General features: G+C 30.8%; 18 protein-coding genes. 11 read left to right on the top strand and 7 right to left on the bottom strand.

Annotated features, from left to right (window positions below):
• Positions 1-62 precede the first annotated feature (62 nt).
• The 4 genes from LRR82_RS09365 to LRR82_RS09350 all read left to right on the top strand — a co-directional run bounded on the left by LRR82_RS09365 (position 63) and on the right by LRR82_RS09350 (position 4,655).
• Positions 63-1,985: an aconitate hydratase gene (locus LRR82_RS09365; RefSeq protein WP_249029165.1), complete on the top strand. Its 1,923-nt coding sequence runs from the start codon at positions 63-65 to the stop codon at positions 1,983-1,985.
• Positions 1,985-2,977 (top strand): isocitrate/isopropylmalate dehydrogenase family protein, encoded by a 993-nt coding sequence (locus LRR82_RS09360; protein ID WP_249029164.1) that lies wholly within the window; start codon positions 1,985-1,987, stop codon positions 2,975-2,977. Before LRR82_RS09365 ends, LRR82_RS09360 begins: the two co-directional genes overlap by 1 nt.
• A gap of 10 nt (positions 2,978-2,987) precedes the next feature.
• On the top strand, positions 2,988-3,659 hold the full coding sequence (locus LRR82_RS09355) for a GntR family transcriptional regulator (protein ID WP_249029163.1): 672 nt from the start codon (positions 2,988-2,990) through the stop codon (positions 3,657-3,659).
• Between the two features lie 84 nt (positions 3,660-3,743).
• Complete coding sequence (locus LRR82_RS09350; protein ID WP_249029162.1) at positions 3,744-4,655, top strand: AEC family transporter; 912 nt, start codon at positions 3,744-3,746, stop codon at positions 4,653-4,655.
• A gap of 20 nt (positions 4,656-4,675) precedes the next feature.
• Here LRR82_RS09350 and LRR82_RS09345 read toward each other — a convergent pair whose 3' ends face one another.
• The 5 genes from LRR82_RS09345 to LRR82_RS09325 all read right to left on the bottom strand — a co-directional run bounded on the left by LRR82_RS09345 (position 4,676) and on the right by LRR82_RS09325 (position 9,471).
• Positions 4,676-5,635: a Gfo/Idh/MocA family protein gene (locus tag LRR82_RS09345; RefSeq protein ID WP_249029161.1), complete on the bottom strand. Its 960-nt coding sequence runs from the start codon at positions 5,633-5,635 to the stop codon at positions 4,676-4,678.
• Between the two features lie 11 nt (positions 5,636-5,646).
• Positions 5,647-6,096, bottom strand: a complete 450-nt coding sequence (locus LRR82_RS09340) for a GAF domain-containing protein (RefSeq protein WP_249029160.1) — start codon at positions 6,094-6,096, stop codon at positions 5,647-5,649.
• 63 nt (positions 6,097-6,159) lie between these two features.
• Complete coding sequence (locus LRR82_RS09335; protein ID WP_249029159.1) at positions 6,160-7,536, bottom strand: 6-phospho-beta-glucosidase; 1,377 nt, start codon at positions 7,534-7,536, stop codon at positions 6,160-6,162.
• A gap of 82 nt (positions 7,537-7,618) precedes the next feature.
• On the bottom strand, positions 7,619-8,602 hold the full coding sequence (locus tag LRR82_RS09330; protein WP_249029158.1) for a linear amide C-N hydrolase: 984 nt from the start codon (positions 8,600-8,602) through the stop codon (positions 7,619-7,621).
• Between the two features lie 56 nt (positions 8,603-8,658).
• A complete protein-coding gene (locus tag LRR82_RS09325) occupies positions 8,659-9,471 on the bottom strand; it encodes a purine-nucleoside phosphorylase (RefSeq protein WP_249029157.1) in 813 nt (270 codons plus the stop codon).
• Between the two features lie 97 nt (positions 9,472-9,568).
• Between LRR82_RS09325 and LRR82_RS09320 the strand changes: the two genes are divergently transcribed.
• Positions 9,569-9,802, top strand: coding sequence for a DUF1653 domain-containing protein (locus LRR82_RS09320; protein ID WP_249029156.1), 234 nt, complete (start codon positions 9,569-9,571; stop codon positions 9,800-9,802).
• Positions 9,803-9,804: 2 nt separating this feature from the next.
• Positions 9,805-11,025, top strand: a complete 1,221-nt coding sequence (locus LRR82_RS09315; RefSeq protein WP_249029155.1) for an HD domain-containing protein — start codon at positions 9,805-9,807, stop codon at positions 11,023-11,025.
• 13 nt (positions 11,026-11,038) lie between these two features.
• On the opposite strand, the gene LRR82_RS09310 is transcribed toward LRR82_RS09315, so the two are convergent.
• The gene (locus tag LRR82_RS09310; protein ID WP_249029154.1) at positions 11,039-12,886 is read right to left on the bottom strand and encodes a transglycosylase domain-containing protein; all 1,848 of its coding nucleotides are present in this window, start codon (positions 12,884-12,886) and stop codon (positions 11,039-11,041) included.
• 61 nt (positions 12,887-12,947) lie between these two features.
• Here LRR82_RS09310 and LRR82_RS09305 point away from each other — a divergent pair, with 61 nt between their 5' ends.
• The 4 genes from LRR82_RS09305 (at position 12,948) to rpoE (ending at position 16,937) form a co-directional block, all read left to right on the top strand.
• Entirely contained in the window at positions 12,948-13,355 is a 408-nt protein-coding gene (locus LRR82_RS09305) for a DUF1934 domain-containing protein (RefSeq protein ID WP_249029153.1), read from the top strand.
• Entirely contained in the window at positions 13,327-14,847 is a 1,521-nt protein-coding gene (gene cls / locus LRR82_RS09300; RefSeq protein WP_249029152.1) for a cardiolipin synthase, read from the top strand. Before LRR82_RS09305 ends, cls begins: the two co-directional genes overlap by 29 nt.
• Positions 14,848-14,937: 90 nt before the next feature.
• A complete protein-coding gene (argS, locus tag LRR82_RS09295; protein ID WP_249029151.1) occupies positions 14,938-16,599 on the top strand; it encodes an arginine--tRNA ligase in 1,662 nt (553 codons plus the stop codon).
• 11 nt (positions 16,600-16,610) lie between these two features.
• Complete coding sequence (gene rpoE, locus LRR82_RS09290) at positions 16,611-16,937, top strand: DNA-directed RNA polymerase subunit delta (RefSeq protein WP_249029150.1); 327 nt, start codon at positions 16,611-16,613, stop codon at positions 16,935-16,937.
• Between the two features lie 43 nt (positions 16,938-16,980).
• On the opposite strand, the gene LRR82_RS09285 is transcribed toward rpoE, so the two are convergent.
• Positions 16,981-17,577, bottom strand: a complete 597-nt coding sequence (locus tag LRR82_RS09285; RefSeq protein WP_249029149.1) for an ATP-dependent Clp protease proteolytic subunit — start codon at positions 17,575-17,577, stop codon at positions 16,981-16,983.
• Positions 17,578-17,775: 198 nt separating this feature from the next.
• Here LRR82_RS09285 and gap point away from each other — a divergent pair, with 198 nt between their 5' ends.
• Positions 17,776-18,792 (top strand): type I glyceraldehyde-3-phosphate dehydrogenase, encoded by a 1,017-nt coding sequence (gene gap / locus LRR82_RS09280; protein ID WP_249029148.1) that lies wholly within the window; start codon positions 17,776-17,778, stop codon positions 18,790-18,792.
• Positions 18,793-18,799: the final 7 nt, after the last annotated feature.

Here is an 18,799-nt window from a genome sequence, read left to right as displayed (position 1 = left end):
TATTTACAAGCATAGTAGAATCTTATATAATTGTATACAATAATACAGAAGGGGGATAAGTAATGGCAAAAAATTTAACTTACAAGATATTAGGGTCTAAATTAAAAGAGGGTGAATTAGTACCTGGTCAACAAATTGCGATAGAGATTGATCAAACACTAACACAAGATTCAACAGGAACAATGGCTTATTTACAATTAGAAGCAATGGACATTGATCATGTTGCAGTAAAGAAAGCAGTGGCTTATATTGATCACAACATGCTTCAAACAGGATTTGAAAATATGGATGATCATGAATTTATTCGTAGTGTAGCAAAAAGACACGGAATTGTTTTTTCAAAACCAGGTAACGGGGTGTGTCATCAGTTACAATTAGAAAACTTTTCTAAAGCGGGGGAAACTTTAGTAGGTTCAGATTCTCATACTCCTACATGTGGAGCAATGAGTATGATTGCAATTGGAGCAGGAGGGCTAGATGTTGCTGTAGCAATGGCTTCTGGTAAGTATTATTTAGCTTGTCCAAGTGTTGTTAAAGTAGAGTTAAAAGGAATAAAAGCATCTTGGGTTAGTGCAAAAGATATTATTTTATATGTCTTACAACAATTAACTGTTAAAGGTGGAGTAAATAAAATTATTGAATATTGTGGAGAAGGTGTAGCTTCTTTATCATTAACAGAACGTGCTACTATTTGTAACATGGGGGCAGAATTAGGAGCAACTACTTCTATTTTCCCTAGTGATGAAAGAACGAGAGAGTATTTAGTACAACAAGGAAGAGAAGAAGACTATATTCCAATGCAAGCGGATGAAGGTGCTACTTATCATCAAGAATTAGTGGTAGACTTAAGTGCGTTAGTACCAATGGTTGCTAAACCACATAGTCCTGATGCAGTTGTAGCTGCAAGTGAAGTAGAAGGATTAAAAATCAATCAAGTAGTAATTGGAAGTTGTACGAATTCATCTTTTGCAGACATGATGAAAGCTGCTAAGATATTAGAAGGAAATACAGTACATCCGGATGTTTCATTAGTTATTGCACCAGGTTCTAGTTCTATTCTTGCAATGCTTAGTCAAAATGGAGCACTAGCAAAAATGGTACAAGCTGGAGCACGTATTTTAGAATGTGGATGTGGACCATGTATTGGAATGGGGCAAGCACCATTATCGAAAGGAGTTTCTTTACGTACGATAAATCGTAACTTTAAAGGACGTTCTGGAACAAATGATGCAAGTGTTTATTTAGTATCACCTGAAATTGCAGCATTAAGTGCAATTAAAGGATATTTATCATTAGATTTTGATGATTCTATGTTATTAACAGAAGTTCCTAATACACCATTTGTAAAAAATGCAGGGTTCTTCTTAGATGAATATGATAATAGTGCACCAGTAGTAATGGGACCTAATATTAAACCGGTTCCTCGTGGTGAAAAATTAACAGATTCTATAAAAGGAAAAGTTGTATTAAAAGTAGGAGACAATATTTCTACAGATCATATTGTTCCTTCTGATTCTAAATTATTACCATATCGTTCTAATGTACCACATCTAGCAAAATTCTCTTATTGTAAAGTAGATGAAGGATTCTATCAACGTGCAATGGATAACAATGGTGGTTTTATTGTTGGTGGTGATAACTATGGACAAGGTTCTTCTAGGGAACATGCAGCATTAGTTCCTAACTATTTAAAAATAAAAGCTATTTTTGCAATATCTTTTGCAAGAATTCATCGTTCTAATTTAATAAATAATGGTATTTTACCATTTGTTATTGAACAATCTGATTATGATTTCTTTAATGATCAAGATGAGTATGTAATGAGTGATTTAAAAGAATCATTAGATAAAGGGGTAGTAGAAGTTAAAAATTGTACTACAAATACTAGTATTGAAGCTTGTTTATCATTATCTTCTAGAGAAAGAGTAATGATTGAATATGGTGGATTGTTAAATGCGATTAAAGAAATAGGGGGAGACTTTTAATGAAAGCTGTATTAATACCAGGTGATGGAATTGGGCATGAAATATCAAAGAGTGTAGAAATGGTAAGTGAAGCATTACAAACAGGCATTGAATGGGTTACATTTCAAGCTGGAGCTGAATATGGTCTTAAGACTAAAGAAGTATTTGAACCAGGATTAATTGACGCTATTAATGAATATAAATGGGCTTTAAAAGGTCCTACAGCAACACCAATTGGAACAGGTTTTCGTAGTGTGAATGTTGCCTTAAGACAACAATTTGATACTTATGCGAATGTTCGACCAATCCGTAGTTTTCAAGGAATTAATTCAAAATATGAAGATGTTGATTTAGTCATTATTCGTGAAAATACAGAAGATTTATATAAAGGTATCGAATATATGGTTACCAAAGATATGGCAAACGGAGTAAAATTAATTACACGTCAAGCTAGTGAAAAAATATGTCGTTATGCTTTTGATTATGCAAAAGCAAACGGACGTAAAAAAGTAACAGCAGTACATAAAGCAAACATTATGAAATATACAGATGGATTATTTTTAGAAGCTTTCCGTAGTGTAGCAAAAGATTATCCAGAAATAGAGATGGAAGAAGTAATTGTGGATAACATGTGTATGCAACTAGTTATTCGTCCTGAAAAATATGATGTTTTAGTAGCTCCTAACTTATATGGAGATATTGTTTCAGACTTATGTGCAGGATTAGTTGGTGGTTTAGGTTTTGCACCAAGTGGAAATATTGGAGATGAGTTCCGTATTTATGAAGCAGTGCATGGTAGTGCACCAGATATTGCTGGTAAAGGAATTTCAAATCCAAGTGCATTATTATTAGCGTTTGGTTTAATGTTAGAAGCAATGGGTGAAAAAGCAAAAGCAGATCAATTAAGAGAAGCGTTAGCGAAAGTGGTAGCTAAAGGAAAATGTGTAACTCCTGATATTCAAGGAAATGCTACTACAGAACAGTTTACAAAAGCAGTAATTGCAGAGTTATAAGGAGGATAATATGACGAATAAAATATTTGAAAACACAACACATGGGTCATTAGGTAGTCGTATTTTTATAGTTCTAAGAGATAAAATTTTAAATGAAGAATATAAGGCTGGTCAAAAATTAAATGAAGTAGCTTTGTCAAAAGAGTTAAACATTTCTAGAACACCAATCCGAGAAGCTTTAAAACAGTTAGAATTAGAAGGTTTAGTAAAAAGTATTCCTAATAAAGGAGTATATGTATTAGGCTTTTCAGGACGAGATATTGATGATATGTTAGAAATCCGTTATGCATTAGAAGGATTAGCAATTCAATTAGCGATTGAAAGAATTGATGAATCTCAATTAGCGAAAATCAAAGAGATCTATGATTTAATGGAGTTCTATGCTAAAAAAGGAGACCAAGATAAATTCAATGAATTAAATATTAGTTTCCATGAGTCTATTTATAAAGGAACACAATCTTTATATTTCGAACAATTACTAAAAGATATTAATTACTATATTCATGTCACTTCAAGACATTCTATTCGTCAACCAAAACGTTTAGAAAGTGCAGCAATTGAACATCGTGAAATCTATGAAGCAATTGTAGAAAGAGACAAAGAAAAAGCAAAAGAAAAGATTCAAAATCATATTCGTAAAACACAATTCTTAGTAAAACATTACTATGATAATAAAGATTAAAAGAGCGTAAGCTCTTTTTCTTTGTTTGAAATTATGCTTATTAATGATAGGAATAAGATAAAATAGAGCAGTGGAGGATTGGCAATGAAAGATGTATTAGTTCAGTCATTAGGTTTTATCTTAGTGATTTTAGCAGGGGTAGTATTAAAAAAATTAAAAATGGTAAAAAAAGAAGATGGTTATACATTAGCAGCCATCATTATGAATGTAACATTGCCTTGTGCTCTTTTTACAAGTGCAACAGGAATAAGTTTTGATGCAACAATGCTTGTTGTTTTATGTTTAGGGTTAATATTTAATCTTGTACTATTATTAAGTGCTTATTTAGTTAGTATCAAAAAAGAACCAACAGATAAAGCAAATTATATGCTTTGTTGTTCAGGGTATAATATTGGTAATTTTATTATTCCTTTTTGTGAAGCGTTCTTTCCAGGAGTAGGAGTAGCATATATCTGTATGTTTGATGTTGGGAATGCGATTATGGTATTAGGAGGTAGCTTTGCTTTAGCTAGTGCTGTTGCAACCCAAAAGACAAAGTTTCACCTAAAAGATTTAACAGATAAATTAAAAGCTTCACCACCTTTTTTAACATATATGGTAATTGTAGTAATGGCTATTTTTGAATTATCATTACCAGAAGAAGTAATGACAATTTGTAGTTATGTTGGTGATGCAAATGGATTTTTAGTAATGTTGATGATTGGGGTATTATTAGAATTAAAGATTAGTAAAGAAGAAATTGGAGATGTTATCCGTATTTTGGTAACAAGATATGGAGTAAATACATTATTAGCGTTACTTATTTATTTTGTTATTCCTTTACCAATCCTTGCAAAGCAAGTATTGGTATTGACTGTATATTCTCCTTTATCTACGATTGCACCTGTTTTTATATTACAATGTGGCTATAAAAAAGATGTACCAGCAATGACAAATTCAATTAGTATTATTATAAGTATTATTATTTGTATTACTTTATTAATCTTATTTGTATAAAAAAGACGAGCTTAGCTCGTCTATATTTTATGCCATTTATGTTGTAGAAGATGTACTAAACGGACTGTTTCTATGGTTTTATTAGGATGCATAATAGGACTTGTTAAGAGTCCTTTTTTGATACAGTCATGGACATGTTCTATTTCATATACAAATTCACTTTGATAAGGGAAATCATATTGTTTAGTAGAACCATCAGGATAGTGAACAACACAATGATTTGACTTCCAATAATTAGGAATTACGATATATCCTTTTGCTCCATAAATAACAGCTTGGTTAGGTAATGCAATATTCATGGTAATAGTAGAAGAAACTAAAATAAAGTTATTGATGCATAATTGGAAATTACACATTTCATCTATTCCATTAGGACCAGGTATCATACTACCATCAATTTCCATAGTCGGATCATCAAATAAATATTGTAATAATTCAATAGTATAAGTAGCACTACCATATAGAGAACCACCACCCATTTTTAAATTATACATCCAATGATCAGTCGTAAATCTAGCTGGAAAGCTAGCTTTTAGTTCAATATAACGAACCTCACCTATTTCATCACTTTCTATTAGTTCTTTTACTTTCTTAGTAGTTGGTAAAAAAACTGATTTTTGAACTTCCATTAAAAATAATCCTTTTTCTTTTGCAAGATCAAATAACTCTTTTGCATCTTTTTCAACCAAAACAAAAGGTTTTTCCATTAGAACATGTTTTCCATGTTCTAATGCCATCTTACAATCACGATAATGTAATTCATTCATAGTAGGAATATAGACAATATCAATCGATTCATCTTCAAATAATTCTACATAACTTCCATAATAAGTATCAATACCAAATTCCTTTGCAGCACTTTGTGCTTTTTCTACACTTCTTGATGCAATAGCTACCACACAACCATCTTTTGATTCACGAACTCCATCAATAAATCTCTTTGCAATACTAGCAGTACTTAAAATCCCATAACGTATCATAACAATTCTCCCTATAAATATTTTATTAAATGTTCTATAAATAAACCTAAATAAGTAACATCTATTTCATTAAAATTACTAAATTCAAAAGAATCAATATCTAAAACTCCAAACAATTCATTATCAATCACAATTGGAACAACAATCTCTGAATTACTTGCCCCATCACAAGCAATATGTCCAGGAAAATCATGAACATTTTCAATGCATTGTATTTCTCTAGTACTAGCTGCTTTCCCACACACACCTTTATTTAAAGGAATATGCATACAAGCAACTTTTCCTTGAAAAGGTCCTAATATTAATTCACTATTTTTATACAAATAAAAACCAGCCCAATTAAGATTGTCTAGATTATGGAATAGTAATGCAGAAGCATTACTAAGGATTGTTATTTGATCACTTTCTCCTTCAAATAATGCATCTAATTGTTGAATCAATAATTCATATCTTTCTTTCATATCCTCACCTCATTGCATTTATCATAGCATAAAAAAAGGAAGAGTTCACTCTTCCTTTGAAAATTAAACTAAGTCTCTTGCAATTTCGTCTTTTACAACAACACCTGCAGCTTCTAATTCAGCGATTTTATCTGCAAATTGAGGTAAATGAGCTTTATGAGCTACTAATAATTCATCTAAAACTTGTTTTGCACATGCTCCAGATCTTACTTGTGGATTTAAAGTAAATGCTTGTAACGCTAATCCATAATCACCAGTTACAGCAGCTTCAATAACACATTCTTCCATTGCTTTCATTACTTGTAACCAACCTCTTTGAGCTGGTTCCATTGGTCCCCATGCAATTGGCATTGGTCCAGCAGCAGTAATATAAGCAGAAACTTCTACAGCACTATCATTAGGTAAATCAGGGATAGCACCATTATTTTTACAAGAAACAACAACATGTGTTTTCTTATCAGCATAAATAGATGCAATAGTTTCACAAGCAGCATCAGAATAATGAGCTCCACCACGTTTCGCTAATTGTTCTGGTTTATGGTCTAAATTAGGATCTTTATATAATTCAAATAATTCTGCTTCTGTTTGTTTTACTTGTTGACCACGAGTACCAATCGTATTATATTCTTCAATACCATGTTGTAACATTTCATCTGCCATATAATAATATCGATGGTAACCACAAGGAATAATTCCCATTTGATCAACTAATTCTCTAGAGAATTTAATATCATGAATATTTGCTGGAATACCAGAATCTTCACTATACATTTTATCAATAATTTGTGCAGTAACATTATTTCCTTTTTGATCACTTACTTTATGCCAATGGAAATGATTTAAACCAGCAAATTGATAAATTAAATCTTTTAATTCTAAACCTAACATTTCAGGTTCTTTCATCATTGCACCAACTGGTACGTTACATAAACCAATTACTCTGTCCCATTTCCCATATTTAATAATTGCTTCTGTAACCATACCACTTGGATTTGTAAAGTTAACTAACCATGCATTTGGACATAATTCACGCATATCATCTACAATACCTAAAATAATAGGGATTGTTCTAAATGCTTTAAACATTCCTCCAGCACCATTTGTTTCTTGTCCTAACATACCATAAGAGAAAGGAATTCTTTCATCTTTAATACGTGCATTTAATAAACCAACACGGAATTGTGTAGTAACAAAATCAGCATCTTTTAATGCTTCTCTTCTATCTAATGTTAAATGTACTTTTACATCATAAGGAGATGCATCCCACATACGTTGAGCCATTTCACCTACGATTTCCATCTTTTCTTTTCCTGCTTCAATATCTACTAACCACATTTCACGAATAGGTAATTCATCAAAACGATTAATAAATCCTTCCATCAATTCTGGAGTATAACTACTTCCTCCACCAATTGTAACAATCTTAACACCTTCTGCCATTATCTGTTCCTCCTTGTTATTTACAAATAAAAGTATATATCAAAAAACAAAAACAAGCCTATTTTTTCATTAGATGAAAAGTCTATTTATAATAATGAATAGTAGGAGTATTGAAATAAGGGAAAACAGTAATATTCTTTTTATTAAGATTCATCCTATCAAAAGAAGTAGCATTCCAAGATGAATTATCATATGTTTTATAATAATAAGTTCCTGTTTCTAGTGACATAACACAGGTGTATATTGCAATGTGATGAAAGTTATTGCAACAAGCAACACCAGAAATCATTGCTACATTATCTAATATATGAAAGAGATTGGATAATGTTTTTTCTTTATTTTTATTTGTATTAGAAAACTCTCGCAAACAACTAGCTCTTACAAAACGTGAATTCGAATAGAAATCACCAGGAATACCCATCATCCCGAGTCCTACGCCATCTCCTTGCATCTTATAATTACCCCAAAGTGTACTAGCTGGATTTTTGTTGCTTAAACCACTATATCTATGTAAAGACATTAAATGATAATCAAAAGTAGGAGCATTGCTTAGTACCCCAACTGGATTATCATAGATCTTTTTACCATTTTTAGTAATTTCTACCACCAAACAAGTTCCACTTTTATCATAAATCATCCAATGCAAAGAAGGTAAAGGCAGTTCTTTGTTAAAGGGATAATCTATTATTGCACAACTTTCTAATTGTTGTTTTGCTTCTTGTGTAGTTTTACAACTACCAACTAGTTGTAAAACTACATCATAAGCACTAATGGAATTGGAATTGGGTTGTTCATAAACACAATAGGTAGGGAAATTTAAGGCCGTAATGGCTAGTCCTACTTCATTCATCCCATCAGCAAGTAAAGGGTGGTTTTCTACCACACAACCCATGGCTATAATAGCATAACGATTATGATGAAAAGATTTATCATAACGATTAGTCCATAAATAATCTCTAGGTATACATAAGGTAGACTGTTGAAAATCATATTCAATATCCATTGTTCTACCTATAAAATGATAATTATCAAAGCTTTCTAAAGTAATAGAAGTACACACATTCATTCTCCTTTTTGGTTAGTATAACCAAAAAATAAAAAAACATGAATTTCTTCATGTTTTTACCATTCTTTTACAATACCAGTGACTAAAGTAACTAAATTCTTTTCTGCTGCATTGGCAGCTTCTACTACTTCACTATGACTTAATTCACTATTTCCAAGACCAGCAGCCTTATTTGTGATTAAAGAAATACCTAAAGTAGTCATTCCACAGTGTCTAGCAACAATTGCTTCAGGAACAGTAGACATCCCTACTGTATCAGCACCTAATGCTTTATAAGCTAAGATTTCAGCAGGACTTTCATACATAGGTCCTTTAAAGAATGCATACACACCTTTGGCTAATGAAATATTATTGTTTTTAGCAACATCTAAGGCAATAGCACCTATTTTTTTAGAATATACTTCTGTCATATCTTTGAAACGAGGACCAAACTCATCATAGTTAGGACCACGTAATGGACTTGGACAGTAGAAACCAATATGGTCTGTGATCAACATAATTTGACCAGGATTTAAATCTTCACGAATACCACCACAAGCATTCGTAAGAATTAAGTTTTCAATTCCTAATTTCTTAAATACTCGAATTGGTAATACAACAGTTTCCATATCATGACCTTCATAATAATGAAAACGACCTTTCATTGCAAGTACTGTTTTACCAGCAAGAGTTCCAATAATTAATTGTCCAGCATGTCCTACTAAAGAAGAAGTAGGAAAATTAGGAATATCTTTGTAATCAATAATGATTGGATTTTCAATTTCATCGGCTAAAGGTCCTAAACCAGAACCTAATACGATAGCTAAATCAATCTTATTATGGTAAAAAGATTGGATATAAGCTGCAGCTCTATTAATTTTTGAATACATATTATGCACCTCCAAAAACAGTATAACAAATCTTATCTTACTTTCCTAGAAAAAACAGGAAAAGTGATGTATAATAAGGGCAAAAGAGGGTGTTAAAATGGAAAGAAAATTATATATAAATCGTTTATATCGTCATTTTAAAGGAATGTTGTATTATGTAGTAGAGGAAGGGTTGGATAGTGAAACACTAGAGCCTGTTGTGATTTATCGTCAATTATATGGAGAGTATAAAACATTTGTACGTAATAAAGAAATGTTTTTATCATTAGTAGATAAACAAAAGTATCCAGAAGTAGAAGCAATGTATCGATTTACATTAGTGGAGGAATAATAATGGAACCAACAACATTTACATTAGAAAGCATTAATTTAGATCATAATCGAGTGTTTAGAGATGCTGTACACAATTATATTTATGTTGAAAATCAATTAATAATGGACTTAATAGATACAAAAGAAATGCAACGATTACGTCGTATTAAACAATTAGGTGGTACTTATCAAGTATATCAAAGTGCAGAACATTCTCGTTTTTCACATTCTTTGGGAGTATATAAAATAGTAAAAACAATGTGTAAAGATAACTGTATTGGAAAGAACTTAAATGATTATGATAAACTAACAGTACAATGTGCCGCTTTATTACATGATCTAGGTCATGGCCCATTTTCTCATTGTTTTGAAGATGCCTTTGATGTATTTCATGAAGACTTTACGATTCGTATTATTGAAGAAGATAGTGAAGTTCATCAAATATTAGAATCCTTTCATCCAGGTTTTAGTAAAGTAGTTAGTAGTGTTATAAAAAAAGAACATCCTAATAAAGTATTAGTTCAAATGACTAGTAGTCAGTTAGATGCAGATCGAATGGATTATTTATTAAGAGATTCTTATTTTACGGGTACAACATATGGTCAATTTGATTTACAAAGAATATTACGGATTATGAAAGTCCAAGATGGACGTATTGTTTATAAGAAATCAGGAGTACAAGCAATCGAAGATTATATCTTGGCTAGATATCATATGTATTGGCAAGTTTATTATCATCCTACTGCTAGAAGTTATGAACAAACATTAATTAGTACTTTTAGAAGAATCAAAGACTTATATAAAGAAGGTTATGATCTTGGAGATATTTTCTATTTAGAACCATTTTTAAAAGGGAATATTTCTTCTAGTCAATATGTTGATTTAGATGAAAGCGTAGTCTTATATTATTTTAAAAGATTTACAGTAAGTGATGATAAAATCTTAAAAGATTTAGCAAATCGTTTCTTAAATCGAAAACTATTTGCCTATGATGATGCAAAAAAAGAAGAATCCATTCGTCTTCAATGCATTAACCAAGGATATGATCCTAGATACTATGTAGTTAGCGACAAACAAAGCCAAGAACCATATCGTTATTATGGTTCAGAACATGCTATTTCTGAAATAGAAATTATTGTAGAAAATGGCACTATTGCTTTACCTGAGGTATCGGAAATAGTAGGTGCAATTACTAACTCTAAAAAGAACAAAGAAGACAACAAAGTATTTTATCCAAAATAGAGCACAATGTGCTCTATTTTTTAAACCAATAAATAGTTCCATTCTCACTAGGTAACCCTGTTAAAGGATCAATCATTATTGCTTCCAATGTATCACTTAACGTATACCAAGAAGCATCCTCACTCGCATTCTTTTCTAACATATCAATAACAACACTCTTACTAATCACTCGATCACTATAATCATCCAACTCTAAATTATCATCATATCCCACCCAAGTAATAGTTAAAATAGAAGGATTATATCCAACAGTTAAACTATCATAATCAGTAGTACCTGTTTTTGCTGCATAAGTACCATCTAATGTATAATCACTAAGGGTAGCACTTAAATAAGTATTAAACTGACTATCAAAAGTACCAGTTAATAGTTGGGCTAAAATCAAACAACTATCTTGATCTAATAATTGAACAGGTTCATCTCGATGAACATATACAGTAGTCCCATTACTATCAATAATTTTTTCAATACAATAAATCTCTTGATAAGCCCCTTCACTAGCAAGCGTATTATATACGTTTGCTAGATCATATACATTTGTATTTAAAGTACCTAAAGCTAAAGAGGCACTAGCACTAATATCATAATGAAATAATTCTAAGAAATCAGTTAAATAATCAACACCTAAAAACAAGTGCGTTTTCATAGCATAAATATTATCAGAAACAGCAATAGCTTGTGCTAAAGTAATGTTTTGATAAGCATATATATTATTATAGTTTTGAGGGGTATAAGTATTACCATCATCTAATATAAAAGTAGTTGGTTCACTTAGAAAAGAAGTAGTTGCATCAAAACCATTTTCTAAAGCAACATAATATAGAAAAGGTTTAATTGTACTACCAATTTGTCTATTTGCATAAAGAGCTCTATTATACGTACTTTCACTATAATCATTTCCTCCCATCAATGCTAGAATCTTACTAGTATAAGGCTCTACTACAATAGAAGCAGTTTGTACTACTTTTGAATTAGTATTACTAGAAGTAGATTGAATTAGCTCACTTTGATAATCAGGATCTAGAGTAGTATATATCTCATAGCCTTGATCCTTATCATAACCTAATTCCTCTAATTGTGTTAAAACTAAATCTCTATAATAATAACTATCCTGATCTTCACTAAGTTCATTTTCACTAGCAACAACTAGTTCACTCTGACTAGCTAAAGTATATTGTTCTTGGTCAATATACTCTAATTCTAACATTCGATCTAATACAATGGTTTGACGATTAGTAGCAGCCTCATAATCAATAAGTGGAGAATAATAACTAGGCCCATTCACCACTCCTGCTAACATAGCAGATTCTTCTAAAGTTAATTCACTAGCTTCTTTTTGAAAATAATAATAACTAGCATCCTTGATACCATAAACCCCATGACCAAAATATACTTCATTTATATAACCTTCTAATATCTCTGCTTTATCATAATGAGTCTCTATAGCAATTGTATAAATAGCTTCTTTTATTTTACGAGTCCATGTTTTATCATTATCTAAATATACTAATCTAGCATATTGTTGGCTTAATGTACTAGCTCCTTGAGATAAAGATAACTCGCTAATATTTGTATAAATAGCACGAAATATCCCAATAATATCAAAACCATAATGACTATAAAAACGATGATCTTCAATTGCTACAATAGCATCTAAAAAATAAGGACTCACTTCTTCTAAAGAAACATCTTTAGAAGAAGAGGTATCATAGAAAACAGATTCTGTATTATCATAGAGTGTAAGAAAAGAAGTATCTTGAATAGTTGGGTTAATGAGTATATAAATAAGTATATAAGCACAGATAATAGTTAGGATACATAGGATACTTAATGAAATGATCCATTTGATTGTTTTTTTCATCTTATCACCGTGCCTATTTTACCCAAAATTATGCTATAATAGACAAGAATAGGAGAATATGATGATAAAATTTGTAAAAGTAAAATATAAAGCTATCTTTCATTATGAAGGACAAGAGCCATCTACTGTTTATTATAAAGGACAAGGAGAATTTGATGATCAAGCAATAGAAGTGTCTTTTAATGATGAAAATTATGGGAATATTAAGATACATATAAAAGAAGAGGAAGTTGTTTTAACAACTGGAAAAGCTTTTGTTGTACTAAGAGATGAAATAGTAGAAAATATTTATAATACTCCTTATGGTGCAATTGTATTAAACACAAGATTACTATTAGTTGAATATAATGAAAAAACAATTAAATTAAAATATGAAGTACTCCAAGAAAAAGAAGTAATAGGGAATGTGTTTATTTTAGTGAATATGTTGGAGGTAGATAATGATGAAGTTAATAGGTTATTTGCATAATAGGATTTTCTTATGGTCTTTTGCAATTATTGTACAATTATTTTTATTTGTAATGTTTTGGATAGGGGCTGCTGATAGTTTTTATTTAATTAATCTTATTGCAAAAATACTGAGTGTGTTAGCAGTATTATATATTATTAATAAAAATGTAGAAGCAGGATATAAGATGATCTGGATTTTATTGATATTATTAATGCCTGTTTTAGGTGGGATGATGTATTTAGTGTTTGGTAATAAGAAACCATCTAAGAAATTAAGAGAATGTTATGATCAACAACCAGTTGTTGAATATCTTCAAGAACAACAAGAGGAAGTATTTCATTTAGTAGAATATCGTTCTATTAAGACACAATTACAATATTTATTGAATGAACAATTTCCTAGTTATTCAAATACAAAAACAACATATTATTCTTTAGGTGAAGATAATTATGATGCTTTGTTAGAGGATTTAAAGAAAGCAAAGCATTTTATTTTTATGGAATATTTTATTGTAAAAGAAGGAGAAATGTTAGAAAGTATTTTAGCTGTTTTAAGACAAAAGGTACAAGAAGGTGTGGAAGTACGTTTTTTATATGATGACATGGGATGTTTAATGACATTGGATCATAAATATTATGAAGTATTAGAATCTTATGGGATTCAATGTATTGCTTTTAATCGTTTTGTACCATTGGTATCTTTTGTAATGAATAATCGTGATCATCGTAAAATAACAGTGATTGATGGAACAATAGCTTATACTGGAGGAATTAATATTGCAGATGAATATATTAATAAAGAAGAACGATTTGGTCATTGGAAAGACACTGGTCTTCGTTTAGAAGGACAAGCTACTTGGAATTTAACAGTTATGTTTTTACAAACATGGAATGCTTCTAAAAATACAAAAGAAGATTTCCAAAAATATCATCCTAAAAATTATGATAACAACAAAGAATTACAACCAGGTGTAGTAGTACCTTATGGTGATTCTCCATTAGATGAAAATCCAGTAGGTCAAGATGTCTATTTGAATATGATTAATCATGCATGTTCTTATTTATATATATGTACTCCTTATTTAATTATTAATGAACAAATTCATACAGCATTAGTATTAGCGAGTAAAAGAGGAGTGGATGTCCGTATTTGTACACCGGGTATTCCTGATAAAAAGACAGTCTTTCGTGTAACACGTTCTTATTATGGAAGATTGATAGATAATGGTGTTCGTATTTATGAATATACGCCAGGATTTTTACATTCCAAGACTTATGTTTGTGATGATAATGTTGCAACCGTAGGCACAGTGAATATGGATTATCGTAGTTTGTTTTTACATTTTGAATGTGGGGTTTATATGTATCGAACACCTTCTGTTATTGATGTTAGAAATGATTTTTTTGAGACAATTTCTAAAGGAAAAGAAATAAAAAAAGAAGATGTTGTAAAAGGTAGATTTTATGGACTATTTGAGGCAGTCTTACGAGTATTGGCACCATTGATGTAAGGAGCGTAGGACATCTAAAAAAAAGATTGACTTATACGAGGGATTTTGATAGTTTATAAGGTATGGATAAAAGAGTATAGGAGGACGGAAATGTCAGTTAATAAAATGGAGCAAGCTCTTAAAGACGCTTTAAATAATGCGGTAGTTACATGCGGCTTTGTAGAAGAATATGATAATAATAATATTGTAATAGAAATACCTAAGGACACTAGTCATGGGGATTATTCTTCGAATATTGCAATGCAAATGACAAAATTATTAAAACGTAATCCTAGAGAAATTGCGAATGAAATTATTAATTCTTTAGATAAAGAAAGTGCAAGTATTGAAAAAGTAGAAATAGCAGGACCTGGATTTATTAATTTTTTTGTTAGTAAAACAGCAATGACTTCTATTATTAATGATGTTATTTTAGAACAAGAAAATTATGGAATGACAAATTATGGTAAGGGTATAAAATATAATATTGAATATGTAAGTGCAAATCCAACAGGGGATTTACACTTAGGACATGCAAAAGGTGCGGCAGTAGGAGATAGTATTGTACGTATTATGAAAGCGGCAGGATATGATGTAACTGCAGAGTATTATATTAATGATGCTGGTAATCAAATTAATAATCTAGCAATTTCATTATATTGTCGTTATTTAGAATTATTTGGTATTGAAAAAGAATTACCAGAAGATGGTTATGCTGGTAAAGATATTATTGAAATAGCAGAAAAATTAAAAGAAGAAGTTTTTGATAAATATGTAAATTCTGATGAAAAAGAAGCATTGGTTTTCTTTAGAGAAAGAGGTATTTATTATGAATTAGAAAAAATAAAAGATATCTTACATGAGTTTGGTGTCCATCATGATGTATGGTTTTCTGAAACATCATTATATACAGAAAATAGAGTAGTTCCAACAATAGAAAAGCTAAAAGATGCTGGATATACTTATGAACTAGATGGAGCTTTATGGTTTAAATCAACTGAATTTGGTGATGATAAAGATCGTGTATTAATTAAAGGTGATGGAAGTTATACTTATTTAACACCAGATATTTCTTATCATTTAAATAAGTTAGATCGAGGATATGAATATTTAGTAGATTTATTAGGGGCAGATCATCATGGTTATATCAATCGTATGAAGGCTTCTATCCAAGCAATGGGATATAATGCAGATCAATTAAATATTGATATTATTCAAATGGTTCGTATGGTAGAAAATGGTGAACCTGTAAAGATGTCAAAACGTACAGGAAACGCTGTTACTATTAAAGACCTAATGGATGATATAGGAGCAGATGCAACACGTTACTTCTTTGCATCAAAAGCAGCAAATACACCATTTGATTTCGATATTGGTTTAGCCAAATCAAAATCAAACGAAAATCCTGTTTACTATGCACAATATGCGCATGCAAGAATGTGTTCTATTTTAAAACAGGCAGAATTAGCGAATGTAACAATGGCAACAAGCTATGAGTTATTAGTGAATGATAAAGAAATCGAATTAGTGAAACATATTAATGAATTTAGAAATGAAATTATTGATAGTGCCATTATTCGTGCTCCTCATAAAATAGCTAATTATATTCAAAAGATTGCTCAATTATTCCATAGCTTCTATAATGAATGTTATGTAATTGATAAAGATAATCTAGCATTAAGTAGTCAACGTTTAGCTTTAGTAGAAGCAACACGTATTACTTTAAAAAATGCGTTAAACTTAATTGGTGTAAGTGCACCTGAAAAAATGTAGGAGGAAAGAAAATGAATAACAAATCAATGGTAGATGTAGCATTTGAATTAATGTCTGCAAAGAAAAAACCAATGGCATTCCAAAAATTATTTACTGAAATTACAGAAATCAAAGGTTTTACTCCAGAAGAACATGATGAAAAAATTTCTTTATTTTATACAAATATTACTTTAGATGGACGTTTTATTACTGTTGGTGAAAATCAATGGGATTTACGTAGTCGTCATAACTTTGCTGCAGTACATATCGATATGAATGATATTTATGCAGAAGAGGAAGAAGTAGACGTAGAAATTGAAGAACCAGAATTAATTGCAAATGATTTCGAAGACGAATAATCTTAGATTTTAATACAACAATAAAATAGTTAAATCAAAAAGACTACACTTTCGTGTAGTTTTCTTTTTCAATAATTTCATCAATAATACCATATTCTAATGCTTCATTAGGATCCATAAAATAATCCCTATCTGTATCAGTTGCAACCTTGGTTCTTTCTTGATGACAGTTTTTAGCTAAAATAGCAGTTAGTTTTTGTTTCTGTTTCATAATACGATTAGCACTAATTTCAATATCACTAGCTTGTCCTTCATATGCTCCTAATGGTTGATGAATCATAATCTCACTATTAGGTAAACTCATTCTTTTGCCTTGCTTGCCAGCACTTAACAAGAATGCGGCCATGCTTGCAGCCATCCCAGTACAAATCGTAACAACATCACAACGAATATAATTCATTGTATCGTAAATAGCCATCCCTGAATGTATATTACCTCCTGGTGAGTTAATATACATACAAATCTCACTTGTTGGATCAACAGATTCTAAATATAGTAGTTGTGCAATAATGCTACTAGCCATATTATCTTCAATAGGACCAGTTAATAAAATAATTCTTTCTTCTAATAAACGAGAATAAATATCGTAAGCGTATTCTCTTTTTGATGTCTTTTCAATGACAGTTGGTATTACTTGCATTCTTTTACCTCCATGACTAAGTATAGAAAAGAAAGCCGAAATTATTCATTATCCCTAAAAACATATTATAAAAGAGTTTTTTCTACATTGAAAAGAAAAATAATTATCAATGAAAGCAGTTTCATGGTTGCTTTTATTTCCTAATTAAAATATAATGTCTTTGTAAAATAAAATTACTAATTCAAGGAGGAATTAACGATGGCAGTAAAAGTAGCGATTAACGGTTTTGGTCGTATTGGACGTTTAGCGTTCAGACAAATGTTTGGTGCAGAAGGATATGAAGTTGTTGCAATCAACGATTTAACAGCTCCTAAAATGTTAGCACATTTATTAAAATATGATTCAGCACAAGGTAGATATGCATTAGCTGATAAAGTATCAGTTGATGGAGATACTATCACTGTAGATGGAAAAGAAATTAAAATCTATGCTGAAAGAGATGCAAAAGATTTACCTTGGGGAGATTTAGAAGTAGATGTAGTATTAGAATGTACTGGATTCTATGTATCAAAAGCAAAATCTCAAGCACATATTGATGCTGGAGCTAAAAAAGTTGTTATTTCAGCACCTGCTGGAAATGACTTACCAACTGTAGTATTTGGTGTAAATGAAGAAATTTTATCAGCTGATGATGTAATCATCTCTGCAGCTTCATGTACAACTAACTGTTTAGCACCTATGGCTAAAGCATTAAATGATTTAGCTCCAATTCATTCAGGTATCATGGCTACAATCCATGCTTACACTGGAGATCAAATGGTATTAGACGGACCACATGCAAAAGGTGATTTAAGAAGAGCAAGAGCTGCTGCATGTAATATCGTACCTAACTCAACTGGTGCTGCAAAAGCAATCGGTTTAGTTATCCCAGAATTAAACGGAAAATTAATCGGAGCTGCACAACGTGTACCTGTACCTACTGGTTCAACTACAATCTTAAATGCTGTTGTTGAAGGTGCTGTAACTGTAGATGCTATCAATGCTGCAATGAAAGCTGCTGCAACTGATTCATTTGGTTACACTGAAGAAGAATTAGTATCTTCTGACATCGTTGGAATCACTTATGGTTCATTATTCGATGCAACTCAAACTTTAGTTACAACTTTAGAAAACGGAACTTCTCAAGTTCAAGTAGTTTCTTGGTATGATAACGAAAATTCATATACTTCTAACATGGTTAGAACTATTAAATATTTCGCTGAATTAAGCAAATAGTAAAATA

This window comes from Tannockella kyphosi, assembly GCF_021054785.1.
Taxonomy (GTDB): Bacteria; Bacillota_I; Bacilli_A; order Erysipelotrichales; family Coprobacillaceae; genus Tannockella; species Tannockella kyphosi.
This window is presented reverse-complemented; position numbering and strand designations above follow the sequence as displayed.

What these genes read in the sequence shown, in the direction of transcription:
- LRR82_RS09365 (WP_249029165.1), top strand. Translation starts at nt 63, where the DNA reads ATGGCAAAAAATTTAACTTACAAGATATTAGGGTCTAAATTAAAAGAG.
- LRR82_RS09360 (WP_249029164.1), top strand. Translation starts at nt 1,985, where the DNA reads ATGAAAGCTGTATTAATACCAGGTGATGGAATTGGGCATGAAATATCA.
- LRR82_RS09355 (WP_249029163.1), top strand. Translation starts at nt 2,988, where the DNA reads ATGACGAATAAAATATTTGAAAACACAACACATGGGTCATTAGGTAGT.
- LRR82_RS09350 (WP_249029162.1), top strand. Translation starts at nt 3,744, where the DNA reads ATGAAAGATGTATTAGTTCAGTCATTAGGTTTTATCTTAGTGATTTTA.
- LRR82_RS09345 (WP_249029161.1), bottom strand. Translation starts at nt 5,635, where the DNA reads ATGATACGTTATGGGATTTTAAGTACTGCTAGTATTGCAAAGAGATTT.
- LRR82_RS09340 (WP_249029160.1), bottom strand. Translation starts at nt 6,096, where the DNA reads ATGAAAGAAAGATATGAATTATTGATTCAACAATTAGATGCATTATTT.
- LRR82_RS09335 (WP_249029159.1), bottom strand. Translation starts at nt 7,536, where the DNA reads ATGGCAGAAGGTGTTAAGATTGTTACAATTGGTGGAGGAAGTAGTTAT.
- LRR82_RS09330 (WP_249029158.1), bottom strand. Translation starts at nt 8,602, where the DNA reads ATGAATGTGTGTACTTCTATTACTTTAGAAAGCTTTGATAATTATCAT.
- LRR82_RS09325 (WP_249029157.1), bottom strand. Translation starts at nt 9,471, where the DNA reads ATGTATTCAAAAATTAATAGAGCTGCAGCTTATATCCAATCTTTTTAC.
- LRR82_RS09320 (WP_249029156.1), top strand. Translation starts at nt 9,569, where the DNA reads ATGGAAAGAAAATTATATATAAATCGTTTATATCGTCATTTTAAAGGA.
- LRR82_RS09315 (WP_249029155.1), top strand. Translation starts at nt 9,805, where the DNA reads ATGGAACCAACAACATTTACATTAGAAAGCATTAATTTAGATCATAAT.
- LRR82_RS09310 (WP_249029154.1), bottom strand. Translation starts at nt 12,886, where the DNA reads ATGAAAAAAACAATCAAATGGATCATTTCATTAAGTATCCTATGTATC.
- LRR82_RS09305 (WP_249029153.1), top strand. Translation starts at nt 12,948, where the DNA reads ATGATAAAATTTGTAAAAGTAAAATATAAAGCTATCTTTCATTATGAA.
- cls (WP_249029152.1), top strand. Translation starts at nt 13,327, where the DNA reads ATGATGAAGTTAATAGGTTATTTGCATAATAGGATTTTCTTATGGTCT.
- argS (WP_249029151.1), top strand. Translation starts at nt 14,938, where the DNA reads ATGTCAGTTAATAAAATGGAGCAAGCTCTTAAAGACGCTTTAAATAAT.
- rpoE (WP_249029150.1), top strand. Translation starts at nt 16,611, where the DNA reads ATGAATAACAAATCAATGGTAGATGTAGCATTTGAATTAATGTCTGCA.
- LRR82_RS09285 (WP_249029149.1), bottom strand. Translation starts at nt 17,577, where the DNA reads ATGCAAGTAATACCAACTGTCATTGAAAAGACATCAAAAAGAGAATAC.
- gap (WP_249029148.1), top strand. Translation starts at nt 17,776, where the DNA reads ATGGCAGTAAAAGTAGCGATTAACGGTTTTGGTCGTATTGGACGTTTA.